This window comes from Xanthomonas sp. WHRI 7065 (genome assembly GCF_040203115.2).
GTDB classification, from domain to species: Bacteria; Pseudomonadota; Gammaproteobacteria; order Xanthomonadales; family Xanthomonadaceae; genus Xanthomonas; species Xanthomonas arboricola.
On sequence record NZ_CP168194.1, the window covers coordinates 1,645,803 to 1,667,679 of the forward strand.

20 protein-coding genes and 1 pseudogene are annotated in these 21,877 nt (G+C 67.2%); 6 read left to right on the forward strand and 15 right to left on the reverse strand.

The genetic code is table 11. The annotated features are described in order from the left end of the window. The first annotated feature begins 104 nt into the window (after positions 1-104). The 4 genes from ABQY64_RS07085 to ABQY64_RS07100 all read left to right on the forward strand — a co-directional run bounded on the left by ABQY64_RS07085 (position 105) and on the right by ABQY64_RS07100 (position 3,039). On the forward strand, positions 105-707 hold the full coding sequence (locus ABQY64_RS07085; protein ID WP_167708660.1) for a 2'-5' RNA ligase family protein: 603 nt from the start codon (positions 105-107) through the stop codon (positions 705-707). A gap of 35 nt (positions 708-742) precedes the next feature. Then, a complete protein-coding gene (locus ABQY64_RS07090; RefSeq protein WP_024937993.1) occupies positions 743-1,351 on the forward strand; it encodes a hypothetical protein in 609 nt (202 codons plus the stop codon). Positions 1,352-1,413: 62 nt separating this feature from the next. Then, a complete protein-coding gene (locus tag ABQY64_RS07095) occupies positions 1,414-1,596 on the forward strand; it encodes an oxidoreductase-like domain-containing protein (protein WP_016903504.1) in 183 nt (60 codons plus the stop codon). A 69-nt stretch (positions 1,597-1,665) separates the two neighbouring features. Then, positions 1,666-3,039: an AcvB/VirJ family lysyl-phosphatidylglycerol hydrolase gene (locus tag ABQY64_RS07100; protein ID WP_349779100.1), complete on the forward strand. Its 1,374-nt coding sequence runs from the start codon at positions 1,666-1,668 to the stop codon at positions 3,037-3,039. A gap of 1,019 nt (positions 3,040-4,058) precedes the next feature. Here the strand turns inward: ABQY64_RS07100 and mprF are convergent. Next, on the reverse strand, positions 4,059-6,623 hold the full coding sequence (mprF, locus tag ABQY64_RS07105; protein ID WP_102583649.1) for a bifunctional lysylphosphatidylglycerol flippase/synthetase MprF: 2,565 nt from the start codon (positions 6,621-6,623) through the stop codon (positions 4,059-4,061). Positions 6,624-6,884: 261 nt separating this feature from the next. Here mprF and ABQY64_RS07110 point away from each other — a divergent pair, with 261 nt between their 5' ends. Together ABQY64_RS07110 and ABQY64_RS07115 are read left to right on the forward strand one after the other, a co-directional pair. After that, entirely contained in the window at positions 6,885-7,592 is a 708-nt protein-coding gene (locus tag ABQY64_RS07110) for a DUF998 domain-containing protein (RefSeq protein ID WP_102254525.1), read from the forward strand. 11 nt (positions 7,593-7,603) lie between these two features. Further along, positions 7,604-7,951 carry a RidA family protein gene (locus ABQY64_RS07115; protein ID WP_102254524.1) on the forward strand — a complete coding sequence of 116 codons (348 nt, stop codon included), beginning with the start codon at positions 7,604-7,606 and terminating at the stop codon, positions 7,949-7,951. Positions 7,952-8,186: 235 nt separating this feature from the next. Here the strand turns inward: ABQY64_RS07115 and ABQY64_RS07120 are convergent, their stop codons facing one another. The 14 genes and pseudogenes from ABQY64_RS07120 to metG all read right to left on the reverse strand — a co-directional run bounded on the left by ABQY64_RS07120 (position 8,187) and on the right by metG (position 21,666). After that, a complete protein-coding gene (locus ABQY64_RS07120; protein ID WP_102254523.1) occupies positions 8,187-9,257 on the reverse strand; it encodes a cyclopropane-fatty-acyl-phospholipid synthase family protein in 1,071 nt (356 codons plus the stop codon). A gap of 17 nt (positions 9,258-9,274) precedes the next feature. Next, positions 9,275-10,057, reverse strand: coding sequence for a DUF1295 domain-containing protein (locus ABQY64_RS07125; RefSeq protein ID WP_102254522.1), 783 nt, complete (start codon positions 10,055-10,057; stop codon positions 9,275-9,277). Continuing rightward, on the reverse strand, positions 10,054-10,599 hold the full coding sequence (locus tag ABQY64_RS07130; RefSeq protein ID WP_102596380.1) for a DUF2878 domain-containing protein: 546 nt from the start codon (positions 10,597-10,599) through the stop codon (positions 10,054-10,056). Before ABQY64_RS07130 ends, ABQY64_RS07125 begins: the two co-directional genes overlap by 4 nt. Beyond that, positions 10,596-11,891 (reverse strand): cyclopropane-fatty-acyl-phospholipid synthase family protein, encoded by a 1,296-nt coding sequence (locus ABQY64_RS07135; protein ID WP_349779099.1) that lies wholly within the window; start codon positions 11,889-11,891, stop codon positions 10,596-10,598. The genes ABQY64_RS07130 and ABQY64_RS07135 overlap by 4 nt, the downstream gene beginning before the upstream one ends. Further along, a complete protein-coding gene (locus ABQY64_RS07140) occupies positions 11,888-12,793 on the reverse strand; it encodes a DUF1365 domain-containing protein (RefSeq protein ID WP_349779098.1) in 906 nt (301 codons plus the stop codon). The genes ABQY64_RS07135 and ABQY64_RS07140 overlap by 4 nt, the downstream gene beginning before the upstream one ends. After that, entirely contained in the window at positions 12,793-14,043 is a 1,251-nt protein-coding gene (locus ABQY64_RS07145; RefSeq protein WP_053045269.1) for an NAD(P)/FAD-dependent oxidoreductase, read from the reverse strand. The genes ABQY64_RS07140 and ABQY64_RS07145 overlap by 1 nt, the downstream gene beginning before the upstream one ends. Next, positions 14,040-15,035 carry a fatty acid desaturase gene (locus ABQY64_RS07150; RefSeq protein WP_349779097.1) on the reverse strand — a complete coding sequence of 332 codons (996 nt, stop codon included), beginning with the start codon at positions 15,033-15,035 and terminating at the stop codon, positions 14,040-14,042. Before ABQY64_RS07150 ends, ABQY64_RS07145 begins: the two co-directional genes overlap by 4 nt. Positions 15,036-15,261: 226 nt before the next feature. Continuing rightward, positions 15,262-16,104 (reverse strand): anti-sigma factor domain-containing protein, encoded by an 843-nt coding sequence (locus tag ABQY64_RS07155; RefSeq protein ID WP_180969666.1) that lies wholly within the window; start codon positions 16,102-16,104, stop codon positions 15,262-15,264. Beyond that, complete coding sequence (locus ABQY64_RS07160) at positions 16,101-16,664, reverse strand: sigma-70 family RNA polymerase sigma factor (protein ID WP_024940529.1); 564 nt, start codon at positions 16,662-16,664, stop codon at positions 16,101-16,103. Before ABQY64_RS07160 ends, ABQY64_RS07155 begins: the two co-directional genes overlap by 4 nt. Before the next feature lie 58 nt (positions 16,665-16,722). Beyond that, the gene (locus ABQY64_RS07165) at positions 16,723-17,091 is read right to left on the reverse strand and encodes a DUF4345 family protein (RefSeq protein ID WP_024940530.1); all 369 of its coding nucleotides are present in this window, start codon (positions 17,089-17,091) and stop codon (positions 16,723-16,725) included. An 85-nt stretch (positions 17,092-17,176) separates the two neighbouring features. Then, entirely contained in the window at positions 17,177-17,965 is a 789-nt protein-coding gene (locus ABQY64_RS07170) for a hypothetical protein (RefSeq protein WP_349779096.1), read from the reverse strand. 386 nt (positions 17,966-18,351) lie between these two features. Next, the gene (rnfB, locus tag ABQY64_RS07175) at positions 18,352-18,783 is read right to left on the reverse strand and encodes an Rnf electron transport complex subunit RnfB (RefSeq protein ID WP_053045265.1); all 432 of its coding nucleotides are present in this window, start codon (positions 18,781-18,783) and stop codon (positions 18,352-18,354) included. 1 nt (position 18,784) lies between these two features. Continuing rightward, positions 18,785-19,374: pseudogene (locus ABQY64_RS07180) on the reverse strand (HAD family hydrolase). Positions 19,375-19,578: 204 nt separating this feature from the next. Further along, on the reverse strand, positions 19,579-21,666 hold the full coding sequence (gene metG, locus ABQY64_RS07185; protein ID WP_349779095.1) for a methionine--tRNA ligase: 2,088 nt from the start codon (positions 21,664-21,666) through the stop codon (positions 19,579-19,581). Positions 21,667-21,877: the final 211 nt, after the last annotated feature.

Below are 21,877 nucleotides of genomic sequence, written 5' to 3' on the forward strand. Positions count from 1 at the left end.
CGTTTTCGCACTGATGTTGAATGCGTGCCACGCATGCAGCTGGTCTGCTAGTATCCGCCGCCCTTCTTCCGGCAGGTCCGCGTACGCGGTCGTGGAATCAGCCCATGCAACAGCAGTTCCTGTACCTGTCTTCGGCCGAGGCGCAGTTGTCGCTTGGCCTTGGTGAGGAGAAGACCACCGAACGCCTGTTCTTTGCGGTGATGGCCGATGCGGCCACCGCCCAACGCGCCGCGGCGATCGCCGATGGGCTGCTGCACAGTGGTCATGTCGACGGCAAGCCGCTGGCGCGCGAACGCTTGCATGTGACCTTGCATCATCTGGGCGATTACGCGGGCGGCTTGCCGCCTTCGCTGGTGAGCCGCGCTAGTCAGGCAGCCGAGCGCGTGATGCTGGATGCGTTCGAGGTGGAGTTCGATCGGGTTGGCACCTTTGGTGGACGGCGCTCGCAGCTGCCATGCGTGTTGCGTGGCGAAGACAAGGTACGCGGGCTGTACGAACTGCAGGGCGCGCTGGGCCGGCAGCTGGCGCATGCGGGCATTGCCGGCGACGCGCAGTACACGCCGCATATGACGCTGCTGTATTGCAACCAGTCGTTGCCGCAACGGCGCTGCGATGCGCTGGCGTGGACGGTGCGCGAGTTCGCGCTGGTGCGCAGCTTCCTGGGCCAGTCGCGTTACCAGATCGAAGGGCAATGGGCGCTGCGCTGATGTGCAGGCAGATGCGTACGCGGTAGCCTGCGTGCATGGATGCCACCACCACACCATTGCCCTTGCAGCCCGAGCACCTGGCCGCGCTCGAACAGGCCTATGCCACGCCACCGCGTGCCTATCACCACTTCGGCCATGTGCGTGCGCTGCTGCAGCACTACGCCGAGGTCGCCGCAGGGCCGGGTTGGCAGCAGCCGGTCGAGGTCTGGCTGGCGGTACTGTTTCACGATGCGGTGTACCAGCCCGGGCGCAGCGACAACGAGGCGGAATCCGCCAACTGGGCGGTGGACTGCATCCCGCGCTGGTGGCCGCAGGCATCGGTGGATCTGCAGCGCGTGCAGCGCCTGATTCTGCTCACCGCACGCCATGGACAACTGCAGCCGGCGGACGTGGACGCCGAAGCGGCGTTGTTCCTGGATTGCGACATGGCGATCCTGGCCGCACCGGCAGCGGTGTTCGATGCGTATGACGAGGGTATTGCCGCCGAATACCGTGGGCATGTCCCCAGCCTGCTGTTCCGGCTCAACCGCAGGCGCTTTCTGGCCGGCCTGCTCGAGCGTCCGCGCATCTTCCTGAGCGACTACTTCCATGCGCGCTGCGACGCTGCGGCGCGGGCCAATCTGCGCCGGCGACTGGGGCGCTGACCTGGCACGCTGCGCGCCGTGGTTCATCCAGGCGCAGCCGTGGCGCACGCTACAATGCGCGCATGCACGACCGCGCAGCTTCCGATCACGATCCACGCCCGCAGCCGCCCGAGCCGCCTGCGCCCAACGAGTGCTGCGAAAGCGGTTGCCCGCTGTGCGTGCACGATCTGTACGCGGAAGACCTGGCGCGCTACCGGCAGGCCTTGGCCGCCTGGGAAGCGCGTCAGCGAGCACATGCGCGATAAGCGAAGCGCTGCGCTTCGCGTGGCCGCCTGGAACGATTATCTTTGAACCACTTTTCCCGATGGTGCGACATGCGACGACTTGAGATGTGGAGCGCGCTCTGCGGCGCGGCGGTGTTGACGCTATCGGGCATGGCGGCTGCGCAGACCACGCAGCCAGTGAGCCACGGCCGCTTCGAGCAGGTGCCGGTGCTGATGCCCAAGGGCGAGCCGCAGCGCGTGGTGATCTGGCTGACCGGCACCGGCAACAACGTCAAGCGCCAGGCCCAGGCAGAAAGCCTGCGTGCCGATGGCGCGATGGTGGCGATGGTGGACACCGCGCATCTGTACGCGGTGCTGCGCAAGGCCGGCGGTACCTGCGCGTTCTCGGTCGGCGATGTGGAAAATTTCTCGCGCTACGTGCAGGCCTTTTACCACATCCCCACCTACCGCCTGCCGCTGCTGGTCGGCGACGGCGAGGGGGCTGCGCTGGCCTATGCGATCGCGGCGCAAGCCAAGCCGCATGTGCTGGCCGGCGTGCTGACCGACGGGCTCTGCCCGGCGACGGTGTCCGACCAGGCGATCTGCCAGCCGGGGGTGCGCCCGGGCAGCAACACGCTGCTGCCGGTGCCGTTGCAGATTCCCTGGGTGCTTGCCGGCAGCCAGGACAAGCGTTGCCCGGCCGCGGCCGAAGACAGCTTCCTCAAGCAGGTGCCGCAGGCGCGCACGTTCACGCGTTCGGCGCAGGGCGACATCCTGCCGGGCCTGCGCGCGGCGGCACGTTCGCTGGGCGAGCAGAAGGGCGTGGCGCTGCCGCCACCGCCGGGCGGGCTGGAAGATCTGCCGGTGGTGGAGCTGCCGGCCAAGCCCGATGGCGACAGCGACGACGACACCTTCGTGATCTTCGTCTCCGGCGACGGTGGCTGGGCAGGTCTGGACGAAGAGGTGGCCGATGCGTTAGCCGCGCAGGGCATCCCGGTGGTCGGCCTGGATTCGCTGCGCTACTTCTGGACCGAGCGCACACCGCAGGGCTTTGCCACCGATCTGGATCGCATCGCGCGTTTCTATGCGCAGCGCTGGCAACGTCAGCGGGTGGTGCTGATCGGCTTCTCGCAGGGCGCGGACGTGTTGCCTGCCGCAATCAACAAGTTGCCGGCGCAGACCAAGCAGAACCTGCGCATGACCGCGCTGTTGTCGGTGGGCAAGCTGGCCGATTACGAATTCCATGTCAGCAACTGGCTGGGCTCGGACGACGAAGGCCTGCCGATCGCGCCGGAAGTGCAGCGGCTGCCCGCCGGCACCACCGTGTGCATCTACGGCCAGGACGACCAGGACGCGCTCTGCCCAAGCCTGTCGGCACAGGCCGCCAAGCGGGTCGCGCTGCCGGGTGATCACCACTTCAAGGGCGATTACGCGACCCTGGCCAAGGTGATCATGGAGCAGCTGCACGCGCTGTCGAAGCCGTAAGCGAGCGCGGCATGTCTGACCTGGTTCGGCCCAACTCCAGGCCGAACCAGGTCAAGAACCTGGTTGTCACCGTTCGGTTTGGCCCCCTGCAGTCCGGCAGGCCCTCTGCTTTTCTTTCAGCAACCGACAACAACCGGTGGTGCTTGCGCGGGTGCCGGCGTGGGACCTTGAGCGGCATGGATGCCGCGCCAGAGCCTACATGGACGTACTTGCGGCGTGTCCCACGCCGGTACGCGTGCAAGCGCCCTCGGCAGACCGAAGCATTCGCGCGTAAACGAAAGATGTTCTGCACAGATTGATCGGTGTGCGGAGTCGGTCGGCGGCGCGGCGCCGCATCCAGTGTCGGGACACGCCGTGAATCCATCCCTGGAGGCTCGGTGGCGACATCCATGTCGCCACACGGTCCCGCCCCCGGACGCGACGCCACGCTCCCAGCGTTGCCACTGCTGATCGGCAAGCAATGCTTCAAGCACGTGCTGATGCCTGCGGACTTCGTGGCCGATGTAATCGGTAAGCCATTTACCTGCTGTCATGTCGCCAAAAAAAGTGGTGACGTTCCGAAGGATCTGCAGCGCCAACAGGCCCTCCGCATTTCTTTCCGCAACCGAGACCAACCGGTGGTGCTTGCGCGGGTGCCGGCGTGGGACCTTGAGCGGCATGGATGCCGCGCCAGAGCCTACATGGACGTACTTGCGGCGTGTCCCACACCGGTACGCGTGCAAGCGCCCGCAGTAGACCGAAGCATTCGCGTGGAACCCCCAATGCCGTGCGCAAGAGTGATCGGTGTACGGGGTCGGTCGGCGGCGCGGCGCCGCATCCAGTGTCGGGACACGCCGTAAATCCATCCGTGGAGGCTCGGTGGCGACATCCATGTCACCACACGGTCCCGCCACCGGACGCGGCACCACGCTCCCGATATTGCTACCGCTGATCGGCAAGCAATGCATTCAAGCACGCGTGCGAGCGCACTCAGCAGCCTGAAGCACTCGCGCGCGTAAAACCGCAGGTATCGAGCGGCCTTACTCCTGCCGGCCCGGATCCGCCGAGATCAATCGGGTGACATCCAGTAGTGCCGCCGGCAGATGCATGCCACCGGGCGCGACCAGATAGCGCGGGCGCCAGGTCGGGGCGAACTTCGACTTGAAGCGGCGCAGGCCGCTGAAGCCATAGAAGCGCTCGCCATGACGTGCGACCAGGCTGGCGAAGCGATTCCAGCGGCCGGCCAGGCGATGCTCGGCCAGGCCCGACAACGGCGCCATGCCCAGCGAGAAGCGCGTATAGCCGTTGGCTTGCCCCCACAGGAACAGCTCGATGAACAGGAAATCCATCGTGCCCTTAGGTGCCTGCGCGCTGTGCCGCATCAGGTCCACCGACAGCTCGCCGCCGGCCGGCGCCCACCACACATTGGCGAAGGCCACGATTTCGCCCTCCGCCTCGGCCACTGCCACCGGGAAGCGGCGCAGGTAGTCCGCATCGAAGCTGCCCAGCGAGAAGCCTTTTTCTTCGCCGGACTTTTCTTCCAGCCATTGCTCGGACACTTCGGATAGACGCGGCAATACCGCGTCCACCTGTTCGGGCTGCAGCATGCGGAAGGTCAGGCCGCCGCGCTTGCCGCGGTTCCAGGCCTGGCGCAGATCGGCGCGGTCGCGGCCCTCGAGGGTGAAGCCTTCCAACGGCACGATCGCCTCTTCGCCCAGTTTGACCAGCGTCAGGCCCATGTCTAGGTAGGTCTGCCAGTATTTTTCGCCGACCTGGTAGAACACCGGGCGCAGGCCCATATGGTCGGCCTCCTCGCGGAAGCGCCAGATCAGTGCGCGCGCGACCTCCGGCGGGCCGACCGGGTCGCCCATCGAGATCAGCGAGCCGCCGTAACGCTGCATCATCACGAACCCGCGGCGCTGCTCGTCGAGCAGGAACGCCTTGTCGCCGGTCAGCGCCAGGCAGGCCTGGGTGTCGGTGCTGATGGCCAGGATCGGCGCCAGCGTCTGCAGGGTCTGCGCATCGGCGGACGGCATCGGGCGGCGGCCGCCACGCAGCAGGCGCGCCATGCCGAACACGATCACGCCCACGCACAGGATCAGCGCCGCGCGCAGCGCACGTGGCGCGTTGGCCGAGGTGGCGAACTCCCACCACAGGTCGTTGCTGTATTCGACGTGGCTGTAGACGAAGAACAGCAGCCAGAACGTGGCCACCAGCACCAGGCCGAGGTTGCTCAGCCAGCGCCACGACCAGGCTTCGTCCAGCAGCGCGCCCTGGCGGTAGAACTCGCGGCGTGCTGCCCACAGCGCCACTGCAGCCAGTGCCGCCGACAACGACACCGAGATATGGCTGCCGCGCAACAGCGACAGCGGCGGCAGCAGGATGCACACGCCCAGCGCCAGCACCCAGGCCGCATGGCTGCGGCGTTGCAGGCCCTGGCCGATCAGCAGCAGCACCATGCCGCCCAGGCTGACCAGCAGATGCGAGGTTTCGATCAGCGGCAGCGGCGCCACTTCCTGGCGCGCGCGCGGGGTGGGCAAGGTGCCGTCGATGACCAGCGCCGCACCCACCGCAAACACCGCCAACGCCAGGATCTGCGGCAACCACGGGCGCAAGGCCTTCCATACCGTGCGTGCAGTGCTGGCGCTGGCGCGCACCGGTGCGCCCAGGCCGGAGGCTGCCGCCATCGCCACCGAGATCAGCAGCGGCACGATGTAGTAGGTGACCCGGTAGGCCAGCGCGGCGGCCAGCACCGCGGCGGGGGTGACATGCGGCAGCAGCTTGAGCAGGCTCCACTCGAACACGCCCAGGCCGGCCGGCACCGTGGAGATCAGCCCGGCGACCACCGCCACCAGCCAGATGCCGATAAACCCGAAGTAGCCGGTGCCCGGGTCAGGCGGCAGCAGCACGTAGAACGCGGCGGCCGCCAGGCCCAGCTCGACCACGCTCAGCGCGGTCACGCCCAGTACCGTGGTGCGGTCGGGCAGCCAGAAGCGATGACTGCGGATCCCGAATTCGCGGCCCTGTCTGCCGACCAGCCCCAGCATCGCGACGTAGCCGACCAGCAAGGCGATGCCGGCGATGCGGATGCCCTCGGCGGTGATCGGCAATGCACGCGCAGCCGCTTCCGGTTCCAGCAGCAGCGCCAGGCCAAGCAACACCCAGGCGCCGAAGACGAAGCCCAGCGTGCTCATCAGCACCACCTGGCCGATCTCGGCCAGGGTCAGCCCGACGCTGCCATAGCCGCGCAGGCGGACCGCGCCGCCGGTGAGGGCGGCAAACCCCAGCGTCTGCCCCACCGCATGCGCCATGAAGGCGGTGATGCCCACGCGCGCCGGATGCAGCCGCTTGCCGGTGCGCTTGAGCCCGACCCAGTCAAAACCCACCAGGCAGGCGTAGCTGCTCAAGCCCAGCAACAGGGTGAGCGCGATCTGGCCGGCACCCAGTGCACGGAAGGCCTGGCGGATCTGCCGATAGCCATGGTCGGTGAATTGCCCCGACAGCGCGTGCAGCGCCATTGCCAGGATTGCCAGGCTGATGATCACCGGCAAGGCGCGGCGCCACCCGCTGGCTGGCGCTTGGGAAGACACGGAGGTATCCGTCATGAGGGAAACGGGATCTGCTGAAGGGGAGGAAGGGCACATGCACGGTGCGTGCCGTGCGGGCGGTTGCTCTGCATGGAACGGTCGGTGTCAAGGTACATGCAGGGTGATCGCGTGGATGCCGAATGAGGTGAACACAGGGTTCGGTCGCGCCGACAGGTATCGGCTCAGGACGGCCGCGCGCATCATAGGGCATCGCCGCGCCCGCGTGCCGCAGGAGACCGATATGGACACGATGACTGTTGCAACACAGACAGGCTGCTGATGGAAGATCAACACAACAGCGGCACTGCGATGCCACCCGGGTCGGCCCGCCCGCCACGCTGGGCCGGGCAGGCCGGCGCAGTCGCCGCCTGCACGGGCCTGGCCTTCATCGCCTTGATCCTGCTGCTGCAATGGTTGCGCGGTGATCTGGACTGGATCGATGCACAGCTGAGCGCGTATCTGCACGGCGCCTATGGCCTGCTGTTGCGCACGGCCTATTGCGTGCTGGCTGCCGCGATGGCGTGGATGGCGCTGGGCCTGCGTGCGGCACTTGCACCGCCCGCGCGCAGCCGCACCGTGGTGGGGCTGTTCTGGGTGGCGGCGGTGGGCCTGTGCATGGTGTCGATCGGCGATAGCTGGATGCCGGAGCTGGCGCCCGACGCGGCCATGCCGGTGCACCTGCTTTCGGCCGACATGACGTTTCTGTGCGTGATTGCGGCGGTGTTGCTGCAGTCCTGGTACTTCCGCCGCGATCGGGCGTGGCAACGCCACTTCGCCGCCGCGTTCGGCCTGGGGCTGTGCGCATTTGCGGTATTGCTGTTCCACGTCACGGTCACCAGCGCGCCGCTGGGCATCAGCCAGAAGAGCGCCATCGTGTTGATCGTGGCCTGGATGGTGCGGGTGGGGGCGTGGTTGGCGCAGCACGTGCACGCCGGGGCTGCACGTTTGCCGCATTCGCGGGACAATGCCCGGGTCAATCAACCGTAGGAAGTCTGAAAATGCTGCAGCGATTCGATGCGGGTCCGCGGATGTCGGAAATGACCGTCCATGGCGGCGTGTGCTACCTGGCCGGCCAGATTGCCGAAGACACCAGCGAAGACATCACCGGGCAGACCCGCCAGGTGCTGGGTGAAATCGACAAGCTGCTCGCGCAGGCAGCCAGCGACAAGACCAAGATCCTGCGTGCGGAAATCTTCCTGGCCGACATCGCCGATTTCGACGGCATGAACAAGGCCTGGGACGAATGGGTGCCGCACGGCTTCACCCCGGCGCGGGCCACGGTCGAAGCCAGACTGGCGCGGCCGGAATGGAAGGTGGAAATCGTGATCACCGCTGCGGCGAGCTGATCACAGCGCGGCGCGCGGATCGCGGCTCGATCGCGCGCCGACGCCGTGTCATCTGCGCGCATGCGCTCGGACAAGCAGCGCAGAGTTGTTGGACGACAGCGGCGAAAAACCGCTCACACATTTGCTTGGCAGCATCGCCAGCGCGCTTGTCGGCGCACCCCATGAGTGGAACGCCGACATGTTGCGCTTCACTCACGTGGGCCGCCTCGTCGTTTCGATGCGCGCGCGTGCCTAATCAGCGTTTGACGAAGCGGTAATGCGCCACGCCCCATTCGCGGCCCTGGTCGTAACCGAACAGCTCGGCGCAGGCCAGCCAGAACATCCGCCAGCGCTGCCACCAGCGCTGCGCATCGTCGCCGTAGGTCTGCCGCAGTAGCGGCATGATCTGCTCGCGGTGGCGGTCCTGGTTTTCCAGCCAGGCGTTGGCGGTTTTTTCGTAATGCTCGCCCGACAGCACCCAGCGCTGTTCGATGACCACGTCCTGCTGGAAATGCAGCAGGGTGTCGGCCGCCGGCATCAGCCCGCCGGTGAAGAAATGCCGTCCCATCCAGTTGTCTTCGCCGGCCACCTCGAACGGGTAGGCCAGGTCGCGGTGACAGAAGATGTGCACGAACAGCTTGCCGCCTGGCGCCAGCCAGCTGCCGACGCGCGCCAGCAGCTCGCGGTAGTTGCGCATGTGCTCGAACATTTCCACCGACACCACGCGGTCGAAGTTGCCCGGCGGCAGCGCCAGCGCGTTGACGTCAGCGGTGATGACCTGCACGTTGCTCAATCCGCGCACCCGGCACTGCTCCAGGATGTGCGCGCGCTGCGGACGCGAGTTGGACACCGCGATGATGGTGGCGCCGGGATAGCGCTCGGCCATCCACAAGGTCAGCGAGCCCCAACCGCAGCCCAGCTCCAGGATGCGTTGGCCGTCGGCCAGTTCGGCGCGCTCGCCGTACAGCGCCAGCATGCGTTCTTCGGCCGCATCCAGATCCGGCGTGGTGGCGTCCCAGTAGCAGCTGCTGTACTTGAGCCGGCGGCCCAGGCACAGGGTGAAGAACTGCGGCGGCAATTCGTAGTGCTGGCGATTGGCGGCATCGGTTTCGATCGCGATGGCGCTGGCACGCAGGCTGTCGATGAAGGCGCGTTGGCGTTCGCCGCTGGCGTCGGCACCGCCGGTGCGCTCATCGTGCAGGCGTTGCGCACACAGCCGGCGGATGCCGTAACGCAGTGCGGCGTCGGGGAGCACGCCGGATTCGGCCAGCCGGGTGGCGAAGGATTCTTCGGGCAGCGAGGAGGGCGGGATGGTGACAGTGGACATACGACTCTCCAGGCGACTCAGGACGAAGGGGGAAGTGGGAAAAACGCGCTGGTGCTGCGCTGGTATTGCGCGTAGTCCTCACCACGCGAGCGCAGCGCCTGCTGCTCGGTGTAGGGAATGCCGGTGAAGCGATACAGGAATACGAACATCACCACCGGCCCCAGCGCAGCCAGGGCAAGCGGCCACGGCCCGGCACCAACGGCCAGCGCCAGATAGGCGAACCAGTGCACGAACTCGAAGAAGTAGTTGGGATGGCGCGAATACCGCCACAATCCGCTGCGGCAGGTGACGCCGCGATTGGCCGGGTTGGCCTTGTGCGCAGACAGTTGCCGGTCGGCCAGGGCTTCGCCGCCGACCGCGATCAACCACACCGCAATCGCCAGCGTGCTCCACACGCTCCAGGCGGGAGTCGGGTTGCTGGCAGCGGCCAGAAACGGCACACAAAACAGCACCACGACCACCGCCTGCGCCAGGAAGAAGCCCAGGAATTTGCGTTGGTCGCCGTTCCAGTGCTCGCGCAGGGCGCGATAACGGCCATCTTCGTGCGGGTCGCCGAACACGCGCACGCCCAGATGCAACGCCAGGCGCGCGCCCCAGACACCGCCGAGCACGCCGACCAGCACGCGCGGCAGCAGCGCGCCATCGGACATCCACGCGCAATACGGCGCTGCCGCCGCCAGGCACGCGGCCCACAGCACGTCGACCGGGCCGGCATTGCCGCTGCGGCGTTGCCACAGCCAGCCGATCACCATCACCACGCTCGCAAACACGCCCACATGCAGCAGCGGCCAGGCATTCATTGCAGTTCTCCCCTCAGGTGTTCAGGCGATGGTCGCGCGAGGCGGCGTGCATACAGCGACAACAGACCGCAGGCCACGCCCCAGCCGATGCCGACCGCGACCGCCGCATGCAGCTGCGGCGGCTGGAATTGCACTGCCTGCCAGCTGCGTTGCGCCAACCAGTACGAAAACGGCCCGAAGATCGCACCCAGCAGCACCGCCAGCCACGGCCGCTGCATCACCGACGCCAGCGAATGATTGAGCGTGAGCGCAAAGCCCAGCCACAACGCCAGGATCCAGGCCGGCGCCAGCAGGGTGCCCGGCCACGGCGCGGCATAACGCACCCAGCCTGCGGCGGCCAGCGTGGTGTCCAGCAGCAAGCCCAGTGATAGCGCGGCGACCAGCAATTGCAGATCGCCCGGCGCACGCCGCGACGGCCATAGCTGATACAGCGCGAACAGCGCCAGCACCAGCAGGGTGGGCCAGATGCGCGCCTGCGCCGCTGCGCTGACGGCCACCAGCCACAGCACCTGCAGGCCCAGATAGTTGCCGAGCTGTTTCATGCGTCAACGGGAAGGCCGGGCACGAACTGCGGCGGGCGTGCGCCCGGCTTGCTCAGCCATAGATGCACATCGCCGATCGAGCGTTCCAGGAAACCGGCTTCGCAATAGGCCAGATAGAACTCCCACATGCGGATGAAGCGCTCGTCGTAGCCGAGCGCGCGCACCTGCGGCAGCTGCGCCATGAAGCGCTGCCGCCAGGCGCGCAGCGTCAACGCGTAGCTCGGCCCGATGTCTTCCAGGTTGAACAGGCGCAGGTCGCTGGCGCGTGCGATCGCGCCGGTCATCGCCGCCACCGACGGAATGAAGCTGCCGGGGAAGATATGCCGCTTGATGAAGTCCACCGAGCGCAACGCCTGCGCATAGCGATGGTCTTCGATGGTGATGGCCTGGATCAGCGCCTCGCCATCGTCGGCCAGCAGGCTGCCGACCTTGGCGAAGTAGGTGTCCAGATACTGATGGCCGATCGCCTCGATCATCTCGATCGACACCACCCGGTCGTAGCGCCCGTCCAGATCGCGGTAGTCGCGCAGCAACACGCTGACCCGGTCGCTCAGGCCGGCCGCGGCAATGCGCTGGGTCGCCAGTTCGAACTGCTCGCGCGAGATGGTGGTGGTGGTGACGCGGCAGCCATGCTCGCGTGCGGCGTGCAGCGCAAAGCCACCCCAGCCGGTGCCGATTTCCACCACATGGTGTTGCGGGCCGAGCCGCAGTTTCTGGCAGATGCGTTCGAGCTTGCGTGTGGCTGCGCGCTCCAGTGCGGCCTCGCCCTGGGCTTCTTCGCCCTCGACGAAGATCGCCGAGGAATACATCAGATTCTCGTCCAGGAACAGGCGGAACAACGGGTTGCCCAGATCGTAATGCGCGGCGATGTTGCGCCGGCTGCCGCCGCGGGTATTGCGTGCGAATGCATGCAGGCTGCGCATCGCCCAGCCGCCCAGCCGCGCGGTGCCGGTCTCCATCGCATCCAGGCGCTCGCGATTGCGCAGCAGCAGGCGCATCAATGCGACCAGATCGTCGCATTGCCATTGCCCGTCCATATACGACTCGCCGGCACCGACGCTGCCGTTGAGCGCGGCCTGGCGATAGAAGCCGGGGTCGATGACGCGCAACTGCATCTGCAGCGCATCCGCACCACTGGCGTTGCCGAGGGTGGTGACGCCATCGGCTTCGTGCAGCTGCAACTGTCCATCGCGCAGCTCGCCGAGCGTGGCCAGCAGGCGCTTGCGCAACAGGCGGTCCGTCCAGGAGGCCGCGCGCGGCGCAGCGGTGTCGGGCAGGGACGTGGCGTTCATCGGGGTTCTCGCACAGGCGGATGAGGGTGATCGTGGACGGGGTTGCCGCGCAGCCACAGGCGCAGGGCCTGCCAGTGGATGGCCAGCACCACCTGCACGGTCATCAAGGGGTAGGCCAGCAGCGTGCGCGCCAGGGTGCGTGCGTTGAGCGGCTGGCGTTGCAGGACCAGGGTGGCATCGAAGCGGCGCGTGCCGCGCTCGCTGCCTGCGCCACCGGCGTCAGGATGAGCGGCCGGCGTATCGCCGCCGGGTGCATCCAGCACCTGCATATGCACGCGCAATTGCGCATCCGGCACGCTGAAACGCCAGTCGTACTGATGCTGCATGCCCATGAACGGCGAGACATGGAAGCGCTTGTCGAAGCGCCAGGCATGCACGTCGCGATGCGTGCGCGCCTGCGCGACCGGCAGCACGTAGGTATGGCGCTGCTGCCAGGGCGTATTGGTGATTTCTGCAACGATCCAGCGCAGGCCACCGTGGCGATCGAAGCAGTAGTAGAAGCTGACCGGATTGAACACATGGCCGAAGTAGCGCAGATGCGTGAGCAGGCGGATCGCGCCATCGGGGCGCTCGCCGGTCTGGGCCTGCACGCAATCGCGCACGGCCTGGTCCAGCGGAACGTTCGGATCGCCGAGATAATCGCTGCGCCGGAACTGCGCCAGGTTGGCGCGCCCCACCGACCACAGCCAACGCCGCGCAAACACCGCATCGAGCTCGGACAGATCCAGGTACATCAGGAACAGCCGGTAGCGGAACGCCAGCGCTCTGGGCGCAAACCGACGGTGCCGCACCCAGCCGGTGTAGATCGCGCTGCGCAGTGTGCCCGCCACGCTGCCGGCACCGCTGTCCTCGCCCGGAGGCAGCGGTACCGCATCGGGGCTGGCTTCGCGCAGCAGCTGCATCACCAGTCCACTCCCAGTCCACGGGCCACGTCCACGCCGCTGCGCAGGCCGTCTTCGTGAAAGCCGAAGCCCCATGCCGCGCCGGCAAACCAGGTGTGCTGCAGGCCCTGGATCTCGGCCTTGCGCATCTGCGCGGCGAGCGCGGCGGCGTTCTGTACCGGGTGGCGGTAGCGCATGCGCCGCAGCACCTTGTCCGGGGCGATGTCGTGGTCGCGATTGAGGCTGACGATGAACGGCTGCGGCGCATCGATCGACTGCAGGGCGTTCATCCAGTAACTCACCGTGCACGGCGCCTGCGGGTCGGCCGGCACATGCGCATTCCACGCTGCCCAGGCGCGGCGGTCGCGCGGCAGCACGCTGGCGTCGGTGTGCAGGACGGTGTCGTTGTCCTGGTAGGTGATGCCGCCCAGAATCTGCTGCTCGGCCGCTGTGGCGTCGCTGAGCAAGGCCAGGGCATCGTCGGCATGGCAGGCCAGCACCACGTTGTCGAAGTGTTCTTCGCCACACGGGGAGCTCAGCACCACGCCGTTGGGCGCGCGCCGGATCGCATGCACCGGCGTGGACAGGCGCTCGAGTACCTGCCAGCGCCGACGCAGCGCACGCACGTAGCTGTTGGAGCCGCCACGTACCACCTGCCACTGCGGACGCCCGCTGAGCTGCAGCATGTGGTGATTGGCCATGAAGCCGATCAGCTGGCCCATCGGGAATTCGAGGATGCGTTGCGAGGGCGATGACCACAACGCCGAAGCCATCGGCACCAGATGCTGGTCGCGAAACGCGTCCGAATACCCATGCCGCTGCAGATACGCGCCCAGCGTGCTGAAGCGCTCTTCGCTGTGCAGCACCGCCGGTGCCTGCCGGTAGAAACGGCGCAGGTCGGCCAGCATGCCCCAGAAGCGCGGGCTGAGCAGGTTGCTGCGCTGGCAGAACAGCCCACCCAGGCTGCCGGCGTTGTATTCGAGCCCGCTGCGCGCATCGTGCACCGAAAAGCTCATCGTGGTCGGCTGCGCGGCCACGTCCAGCTCGGCGAACATGCGCGTGAGCAGCGGATAGTGCTGGGGGTTGAACACGATGAAGCCGCTGTCCACCGCATAGCGCTGGCCGTCCAGCTGGATGTCGTGCGTATGCGTATGCCCGCCCAGATAATCGGCGGCCTCGAACAAGGTGACCTCGTAGCGGCGCGACAGCAGCCACGCTGCGCCCAGGCCGGCGATCCCGCTGCCGACCACGGCAATCCTGCCCTCGCTCATCGGCTCACCCGCTCGGCACGTTGGGTGAGCGATTTCGGCATCGGCTTGAGGTCCCACACCAGGCCCATCCATGACATCGCGGTGAGCCCGTACCAGGTGACGTCGTACTCCCACCAGCGCAGGCCCTGGCGCGCGGAGCCGGGAAAGAAGTGGTGGTTGTTGTGCCAGCCTTCGCCGAAGGTGAGCAATGCCAGCAGCCAGTTGTTGCGGCTGTCGTCGCGGGTGTCGAAGCGCCGGCTGCCGAAGCGGTGCGCCAGCGAATTGATGGTGAAGGTGGCATGGAACAAGGCCACGGTAGAGATCACAAAGCCCCACACCAGCAGCTGCGCACCGTTGGTCTTCAACGCGGGCGCGGCAACCGCCAGCCAGTCGCCGAGCAGGTACAGCCCGATCGCCAGCAGCACCGGCATCACGATGTCGAAGCGGTCCAAAAAGCGCAGCTCGGCAAAGCGACGCAGGTCGGGGATGACCTCCCAATCGGTGCGGAAGTTGCGCGGGGTCAGGAACCAGCCGGTGTGGCTCCACCAGAAGCCGTGCTGCGCCGGCGAATGCGGATCGCGGCCGGTGTCGGTATGGCGGTGATGGTTGCGATGATGCGCGGCCCACCACAGCGGCCCGCGTTGCACGCAGGTGGCGCCGATGGCCGCGAACACGAACTGCAGCACGCGCGAGGTCTTGAACGCGCGGTGCGAGAAATAGCGGTGATAGAACCCGGTCAGCGCGAACATGCGCAGTGCGTATAAGGCCACCGCCATGCCGACCGCGAACCAGGACGCACCGACCCAGAACACCGCCAGGCAGGCCAGGTGCAGCGCAATGAAGGGCAGGGCACGCAGCCAGTCGATGCGGTCTGCGCGTGCTTCGTCCAGCGGCTCGTCGGTTTGCGAATCCACCCAACGACGCAGGCTGCCGGTGCGTGCTGCGAGCCACCCGCGGCGGGTGTCGGCAGGCTGCGGCGGCGCGGCATGTGGGTCAAAGCCAGTACTCGGCACGCGTGGTTCTCCGTGTGTAGTCGTGACCCTTTACGGACGCCGCCGGCAAACAGATGCACCAGCCGGTTTGATCGTCGCATGCGTGCGCGCACTTGGCGTGCCGGTGCGAACGAATCGCGCAATTGCGCACACATTCAACGGCGCAAGCCAGGGTCGAGGCGGATGAGGCTGTTGCTTGGAAGCCGCCGCCTGCGACGTGGTCGCAGGCGGCGTCAGGCGCGCCGGATCAGGGCGCCATTGCCAGTGTGCTGATGCCGCCCTTGGCCACCACGGTCCCGGTGGCAATGCCGCCCGGTGCGCCGCCTGGCGGCTCCAACGTGACGGCCAGGATGGCCTCGTTGCTGAGCATGGGCATCAGCTGATCGGGAATCTGCGCGCGGCGTGCCCGCTGGTCGTCGAAGGTACCCATCGAATGCGCCTTGCCGTCCGGCGTGATCAGCCACAGCTCGGGCACCTTGTCGGCGGTGGCGGTGCGGTCCAGCGGCGTCACCGTGATGGTGTGCTTGTCGGCATCCATCAAGGCGACATAGCCCGGGCGGCCGTCTTCGGTGGCCAGCGTGGAGGTCATCGCGATACCGGTCGCCGGCGCGGTGGTGGTTGCAGGCGGCGTCACCGGTGTCTGTACCACCGGGCCGGTGCCCGGCGGCGGCTGCACCGCTGCCGGCGGCGTGCGCAGGTTCAGCAGCGCCAGCACGCACACAGCGGCAGTGGCCAGGCCAGCGGCGCTTGACCAGCGCCAGAACCGCACACTGTTCCACACCGCTGGCTTTGGCGTGCCTATCGGCGGCGTTGCCGATGGCGCGGAGGCCACCGCATGCAACGGCGTATCGAAGCCCAGCGTCTGGCGGATGCGTGCCCAGACCTGGCCGGGCGGCGTCACCGTGGCGATCTCGTCCAGCAACGGCGCCAGATGTTCCTGCCACTGCGTGACCGCCTGGGCGAACTGGCCGTCGGTGGCGACGCGTTGTTCGGCAGCCAGGCGCTGGTCGGCGCTGAGCAGGCCCAGCACGTATTCGCCGGCCAGCACGTCACGCGGCGGTTCCTGGTCGATGGGAAAGGGCGTGCTCATCGTTCCAGACATGCCTTGAGTTTGGCCAGGCCGCGGCGGATCCAGCTCTTGACCGTGCCGATCGGTGTGTCGGTGCGCGCGGCAAGTTCTTCGTAGGTAATGCCATCGAAGAACGCGGTGCGGATCAATTCGCTGCGCGGCGGCTCCAGCTCGGCCAGGCAATGGTCGATGCGGCGACGCGTGCTGGCGCGCTCGGTGCGCTCCAGCGGCGAGGCATCGCCGGCGCGCAGTTCACCGGCATCGTCCAGCGCCACATTGCGGCGTTGCGGTGCATTTGCGCGCAGATGGTCGATGGCCTTGTTGCGCGCGATCATCGCCAGCCACGTTAGCCCCCGTGCACGGGCGGGATCGAACTGCCCGGCCTTGTGCCAGATCAGCGTGAACACGTCCTGCAGCACCTCTTCGGCTTCGGCACGTTGCGGGATCATGCGCAGGCAGACCCCGAACAGTTTCGGCGAGGTCTGCCGGTACAGCGCTTCGAAGGCATGCCGGTCGCCGCCCGCGGTTGCGGTCAGCAGTCGTCCGGTTTCATCGTCGTCGTGGCCAGGGATGGCACTCATGCGGTCGGGCGTTTTTTGAGGTGGGGGCGATGCTACCGGACTGTGCTGACGCTGTCCTTCACTTGCGCTGAAACCACAGCAGCACTGCCGCGAGCAGCAGCAGGATCTCGACGCCTGCCAATGCCACCGTGGGTGCGGAGACCGGCCACAGGCGCGCCAGCGAGACGCTGCGGAACAGCACGATCGGCACGTAGAACGCGAGTGCGACCAGCAGGCCGGTGCGCGGTTGATCGATCCAGGCGAAGTAGCCGAACAGGAACGCCATGCCCAGCTGCAGGCCGCCATAGATGACCAGGTATTCCGATTGGCCGGCCGGCGAGAGCTGGGTGTAACCCACGGCATTGGCGGTCTTGGCCGGTGAGAGCGTGCACCAGATCGCCAGGACGACGTAGAGCACTGCGTTGATCCAGAGGTAGGCCTTGGCCATGGCGATGGTCCTGTATGGGGAAGGGGTAACCGGGCCGTTGTACGCAACCGCGTGTGGTCGAACGTGAAGATGGCGGGTGTCTGGTTCACGGGGCGCTGCAGCTCTTGGCCAGCGGCTGCTCGCGCGCCTGGCGCAGTTCATCGGCGCCGACGGCACGCGCAGCGGTGTCCGGAAAAACGATGCGTACGTGCGGATAGCGGCCACGCTCATCGCGCAGGTTGCCCACGCCACGGAACTGCAGCAGGCGCTTGTCGGCGATGGCATAACGCACTTCGAGCGAGGGCACCGCCGCGCCGTACCAGGCATCCAGGCTCAAGCGAAACCGCCGCTCGCCGCCGGTATCGCCGATACGCTCGACACGGAACGCCAGCTGGCGTTGCAGGCTGGGCAGCACGAAGTCCACGCGTTGCGGCGCGCTGGCGAGCGCCTCCCAGTTGCTGCGCAGGTAGGCATCGAAGCCGGCATCGATCACGCGTGGGCCGTCGTCGGCCGGCAATGGCGTGCGCTGCTCGGCCTTGCCGGGCTCCTGCTGGAACATCTCGCGCACGCCGTTGCGTTGCCGCACGCCCTGGCGATAGCCATCGCGGCCGTCGATCAGGCTGAAGTCGGGTGAGCTGCCGCCGCCATCGACCTGCTTGCGCGCGAACGGGCGCCCATCCGGGCAGCGATACAGCACCACGCGCCCGCCATCGTCGAGCAGCCAGTGCGACTCGCGATAGCGCAACGCGCCGCTGTCACCATCGAAGGCATCGCCATCCACGCGGGTGACCGCAGCCGCACTCAGCGGCAGGCCGCCCAGCACCAGCAGCAACAACGGCGGAATCGGCCGGCAGACGGTGGCGAGCGCGGCAACGGCGGCGGCGAGTGGGCGCATCGGCGGATTCCTCGATGGGAGTGCCTACCAATACGAGCGCATCCGCAGCACGGATGCGCCGGACGCGTCAGGACGTTCCTGACGGGATGTCGTAATTGGAGGCCAGCGCCGCTGATTTATGGGAGCTGGGCGCTGCCGAGGCCCAGAACGCTGGTGCGTGCACGGGACCGCCGATGCCGCACCGGTCGCGAGCGAGCAGTCAACGCGAGGGCGCAGCCCGGTGCGAAAGCCCAGGCGTGTACACGAAACCTGCCGGCTCAGGGTGCCGGCCGCAAGCACGCAAGCGTCGTGAGAGCACGCTTGGCGTGCAGACATCGTGGTGCATGTGGCACTGCCAATTCCGGGCGTAGCGCGCCTGGAGCTTGCGCCATCGTCCGGCCAGCCTTTTAGCTGCTTGCGCGCAGCGCGATGCAGTCCACCGGGCAGGCCGGCAGGCACAGCTCGCAACCGGTGCACAGCGCGGCGATCACCGTATGCATGTGCTTGGCGCCGCCGACGATGGCGTCCACCGGGCAGGCCTGGATGCATTTGGTGCAGCCGATGCAGTCGGCCTCCACGATCCAGGCCACCTGCGGCGGCGTGTGGCTGCCACGGCTGCGATCGTATGGGCGTGCAGGACGCTGCAGCACGTGCGCCAACGCGCGTGCCCCGGCGTCGCCGCCGGGCGGGCAGTGATCGACATCGGCCTGGCCGTTGGCCATGGCTTGCGCATACGGGCGACAGCCGTCATAGCCGCACTGGCCGCACTGGGTCTGCGGCAGCAGGCGGTCGAGGCGTTCGACCAGATCGGGCGATGAGGCGGGCGTTGCGATATGCATGTCAGTGCAGCAGGTTGCCGCGATACCAGCGCTGCTGCGCCAGCGCCAGCATCGGCTTGTCCTCGCGGCTGTCGCCGTAGGCGTGGACGCATTCGTAGTGCGACAGGTCGTAGCGCAGGCGGATCTGTGCGGCCTTGTGCGGGCCGCAATCGCCGTCTGCATAGCGCCCGCTCAGCACGCCGGCGTGGTGTTCCAGCTTGTTGCAGATCAACGACAGGTCATGCTGGGCGCACCACGGCTGCAGATACAGGTCCAGCGATGCCGACACCAGCACGACCTCGTGCCCCTGTGCTTGATGCCAGTCGATGCGTCGCATCATCTCGGCGCGCAACATTCCGGGCAATGCGTTGCGTGCATGGTCAGCCCATGGGCGGCCATCTCATCCAGCGAGCGACCACTGAAGACCAGGCGCGTGACGCGCGCACGCAATGCGTGTGCGGAGACCAGCCCGACCCGATAGCCGAACACCCAGGGACCGGCCTGCCACTTCGCCGTTGCCAGCTGCGCAGGCGTCGCCACCTTGCGCAGGAAGCGCGCATAGCTGTCGCAGGTGGTGATGGTGTGGTCGAAGTCGAACAGGGCCAGGTGCATGGGGGCGGGGATTGGGGAGTCGGGAGTGGGGATTGGTTGGAAGCGCAGTGTCTGTTCCTTCTCCCCTCGGGAGAAGGTGCCCCGCAGGGGCGGATGAGGCGTCGGGCCGGGCACGCGTGTCAGGTCTCCCTCAACAATGAGCTGTAGCTTCTACGATTCCCGATTCCCGATTCCCGATTGCCGATTGCCGCCCCCAATCCCGCTTCACCGCACCGGCATCCCCGGCTGCGCACCACCATCGGCGTCCAGCAGTGCCAGCGCGCCGCCGTCGAAGCCGGCCGACAGGATCATGCCTTCGCTGATGCCGAAGCGCATCTTGCGCGGGGCCAGGTTGGCGATGAATACCACGCTGCGGCCGACCAGCGCTTCCGGTTCGCCATAGCTGGCGCGGATGCCCGAGAAGATCTGGCGCTTGCCCAGTTCGCCGGCATCCAGTTCGAAGCGCAGCAGCTTGTCCGAGCCTTCCACGAATTCGCACACCAGTACCTTGCCGATGCGCAGGTCGAGCTTGGCGAAATCGTCGATGCCGATGAGGCTGGGAGTGGCGGTTGGGGATTGGGGATTGGCAACGGCCGCCGGCGTCGTCTCGGCCTTGGACGGGGCGGGCTTGGCGGTAGTGACAGCGGGTGCCGCAGGTGCGGCCATGGTGTCTTTTGAAGCGTCGGTCATGGCGTCGATCAGTTTGGGGTCGATACGGGTGAACAGGGCGGTGTAGGGCTGGATCACGTGCGCGGTCAGCGGGCGGACGACGTCTTCCCAACTGGTCATCGGTGCCGACAGGAAGGCTTCGGCCTCGGCACAGGTGCGCGGCAGGATCGGCTTGAGTGCGGCCACCAGGATCCGAAACAGGTTCAGGCCCTGCGTGCACACCGATTGCAGTTGCGCATCGGCGCCGTCCTGCTTGGCGATCACCCACGGCTTGGTGTCGTCGATGTACTTGTTGGCCTCGTCGGCCAGCGCCATGGTCTGGCGGATCGCGCTGGCCGCGTCGTTGCGCTCGTAGGCCTCACGGATCGGCGCCAGCGCGGCGACGAAGCGGTCGTACTGTGCCGGGTCGGGCAGGGCGTCGGCCAGCTTGCCGTCGAAGCGCTTGCCGATGAAGCCGGCGCAGCGGCTGGCCAGGTTGACGAACTTGCCGACCAGATCCGCATTCACCCGCGCGATGAAATCGCCCAGGTTGAGGTCCAGGTCGTCCACGCCGCCGGAGGATTTGGCCGCGAAGTAATAGCGCAGCGCCTCCGGTTCCAGGCCCACGTCCAGGAAGGTCCGCGCCATCACGAAGGTGCCGCGCGACTTGGACATCTTGGCGCCGTCCACGGTGAGGTAGCCGTTGACGTGCAGCCGGGTCGGCGCGCGATGGCCGGTGCCGTGCAGCACCGCCGGCCAGAACAGGCCATGGAAATTGACGATGTCCTTGCCGATGAAGTGATGCAGCTCGGTCTGCGTGCCGGCGACCAGATGCGCTTGGAAATCCTCGCCCATCTGCGCGCACAGCGTCTTGAAGCTGCACAGGTAGCCGATCGGCGCGTCCAGCCACACGTAGAAATACTTGCCCGGCTGGCCGGGAATCTGGAAACCGAAATACGGCGCATCGCGCGAGATGTCCCAGGCGCGCAGGCCGCCTTCGGTATCCAGCCATTCCTTGAGCTTGGCCTTGACCCCGGGCAGCGCCACATCGCCGGCCAGCCACTCGCGCAAAAATCCGTCGAAATGGCCCACTTCGAAGAAGAAATGCTCCGAGTCGCGCAGTTCGGGCGTGGCGCCGGAGATCACCGACCTGGGCTCCTTCAGCTCGGTCGGCGCGTAGGTTGCGCCGCAGACCTCGCAGTTGTCGCCGTACTGGTCGGCGCTGCCGCAGTTGGGGCAGATGCCCTTGATGTAGCGATCCGGCAGGAACATGCCCTTGGCCGGGTCGTAGAACTGCGCCACCGAGCGCCGGCTGATGTGACCGGCCGCTTCGAGCTTGGTATAGAAGGCTTCGGTCAGTTCGCGGTTGACCGGCGAATTGGTCGAATCGTAATGATCGAAGGTCACCCCGAACGCGGCGAAATCGCGCTCATGGCTGGCCTGGATGTTGGCGATGAAGGCCTCCGGGGTCACCCCGGCCTTTTCGGCGGCGAGCATGATCGGCGTGCCGTGGGTGTCATCGGCGCAGACGAACCAGGTCTTGTCGCCGCGCAGCCGGCGCGCGCGCACCCAGATGTCGGCCTGGATATAGCCGACCAGATGGCCAAGATGCAGCGGCCCGTTGGCGTAGGGCAGGGCGGTGGTGACGAGTGCGGTGCGGGTCATGGCAGGCGTAATGCGGGGGACGGGCGATTATCGCATTAGTCGAGAGCAGGGATTGGGGCTGGGAATCGGGAATCGGGATTGGGGAATCGGTAAAAGCAGGGTCACGCGGCCATGTTGTCGAGGCGCGCAGGTGTTTGGCCGCGCATGTAGCGTCAGGATGGACACGCACAAAAAAGGCGCCCTCACGGGCGCCTGCTCTTACCGATTCCCC

Excerpts from the sequence above, each read along its gene's own strand:
- ABQY64_RS07085 (WP_167708660.1), top strand. The coding sequence starts at position 105 with ATGCAACAGCAGTTCCTGTACCTGTCTTCGGCCGAGGCGCAGTTGTCG.
- ABQY64_RS07090 (WP_024937993.1), top strand. The coding sequence starts at position 743 with ATGGATGCCACCACCACACCATTGCCCTTGCAGCCCGAGCACCTGGCC.
- ABQY64_RS07095 (WP_016903504.1), top strand. The coding sequence starts at position 1,414 with ATGCACGACCGCGCAGCTTCCGATCACGATCCACGCCCGCAGCCGCCC.
- ABQY64_RS07100 (WP_349779100.1), top strand. The coding sequence starts at position 1,666 with ATGCGACGACTTGAGATGTGGAGCGCGCTCTGCGGCGCGGCGGTGTTG.
- mprF (WP_102583649.1), bottom strand. The coding sequence starts at position 6,623 with ATGACGGATACCTCCGTGTCTTCCCAAGCGCCAGCCAGCGGGTGGCGC.
- ABQY64_RS07110 (WP_102254525.1), top strand. The coding sequence starts at position 6,885 with ATGGAAGATCAACACAACAGCGGCACTGCGATGCCACCCGGGTCGGCC.
- ABQY64_RS07115 (WP_102254524.1), top strand. The coding sequence starts at position 7,604 with ATGCTGCAGCGATTCGATGCGGGTCCGCGGATGTCGGAAATGACCGTC.
- ABQY64_RS07120 (WP_102254523.1), bottom strand. The coding sequence starts at position 9,257 with ATGTCCACTGTCACCATCCCGCCCTCCTCGCTGCCCGAAGAATCCTTC.
- ABQY64_RS07125 (WP_102254522.1), bottom strand. The coding sequence starts at position 10,057 with ATGAATGCCTGGCCGCTGCTGCATGTGGGCGTGTTTGCGAGCGTGGTG.
- ABQY64_RS07130 (WP_102596380.1), bottom strand. The coding sequence starts at position 10,599 with ATGAAACAGCTCGGCAACTATCTGGGCCTGCAGGTGCTGTGGCTGGTG.
- ABQY64_RS07135 (WP_349779099.1), bottom strand. The coding sequence starts at position 11,891 with ATGAACGCCACGTCCCTGCCCGACACCGCTGCGCCGCGCGCGGCCTCC.
- ABQY64_RS07140 (WP_349779098.1), bottom strand. The coding sequence starts at position 12,793 with ATGCAGCTGCTGCGCGAAGCCAGCCCCGATGCGGTACCGCTGCCTCCG.
- ABQY64_RS07145 (WP_053045269.1), bottom strand. The coding sequence starts at position 14,043 with ATGAGCGAGGGCAGGATTGCCGTGGTCGGCAGCGGGATCGCCGGCCTG.
- ABQY64_RS07155 (WP_180969666.1), bottom strand. The coding sequence starts at position 16,104 with ATGAGCACGCCCTTTCCCATCGACCAGGAACCGCCGCGTGACGTGCTG.
- ABQY64_RS07160 (WP_024940529.1), bottom strand. The coding sequence starts at position 16,664 with ATGAGTGCCATCCCTGGCCACGACGACGATGAAACCGGACGACTGCTG.
- ABQY64_RS07165 (WP_024940530.1), bottom strand. The coding sequence starts at position 17,091 with ATGGCCAAGGCCTACCTCTGGATCAACGCAGTGCTCTACGTCGTCCTG.
- ABQY64_RS07170 (WP_349779096.1), bottom strand. The coding sequence starts at position 17,965 with ATGCGCCCACTCGCCGCCGCCGTTGCCGCGCTCGCCACCGTCTGCCGG.
- rnfB (WP_053045265.1), bottom strand. The coding sequence starts at position 18,783 with ATGCATATCGCAACGCCCGCCTCATCGCCCGATCTGGTCGAACGCCTC.
- metG (WP_349779095.1), bottom strand. The coding sequence starts at position 21,666 with ATGACCCGCACCGCACTCGTCACCACCGCCCTGCCCTACGCCAACGGG.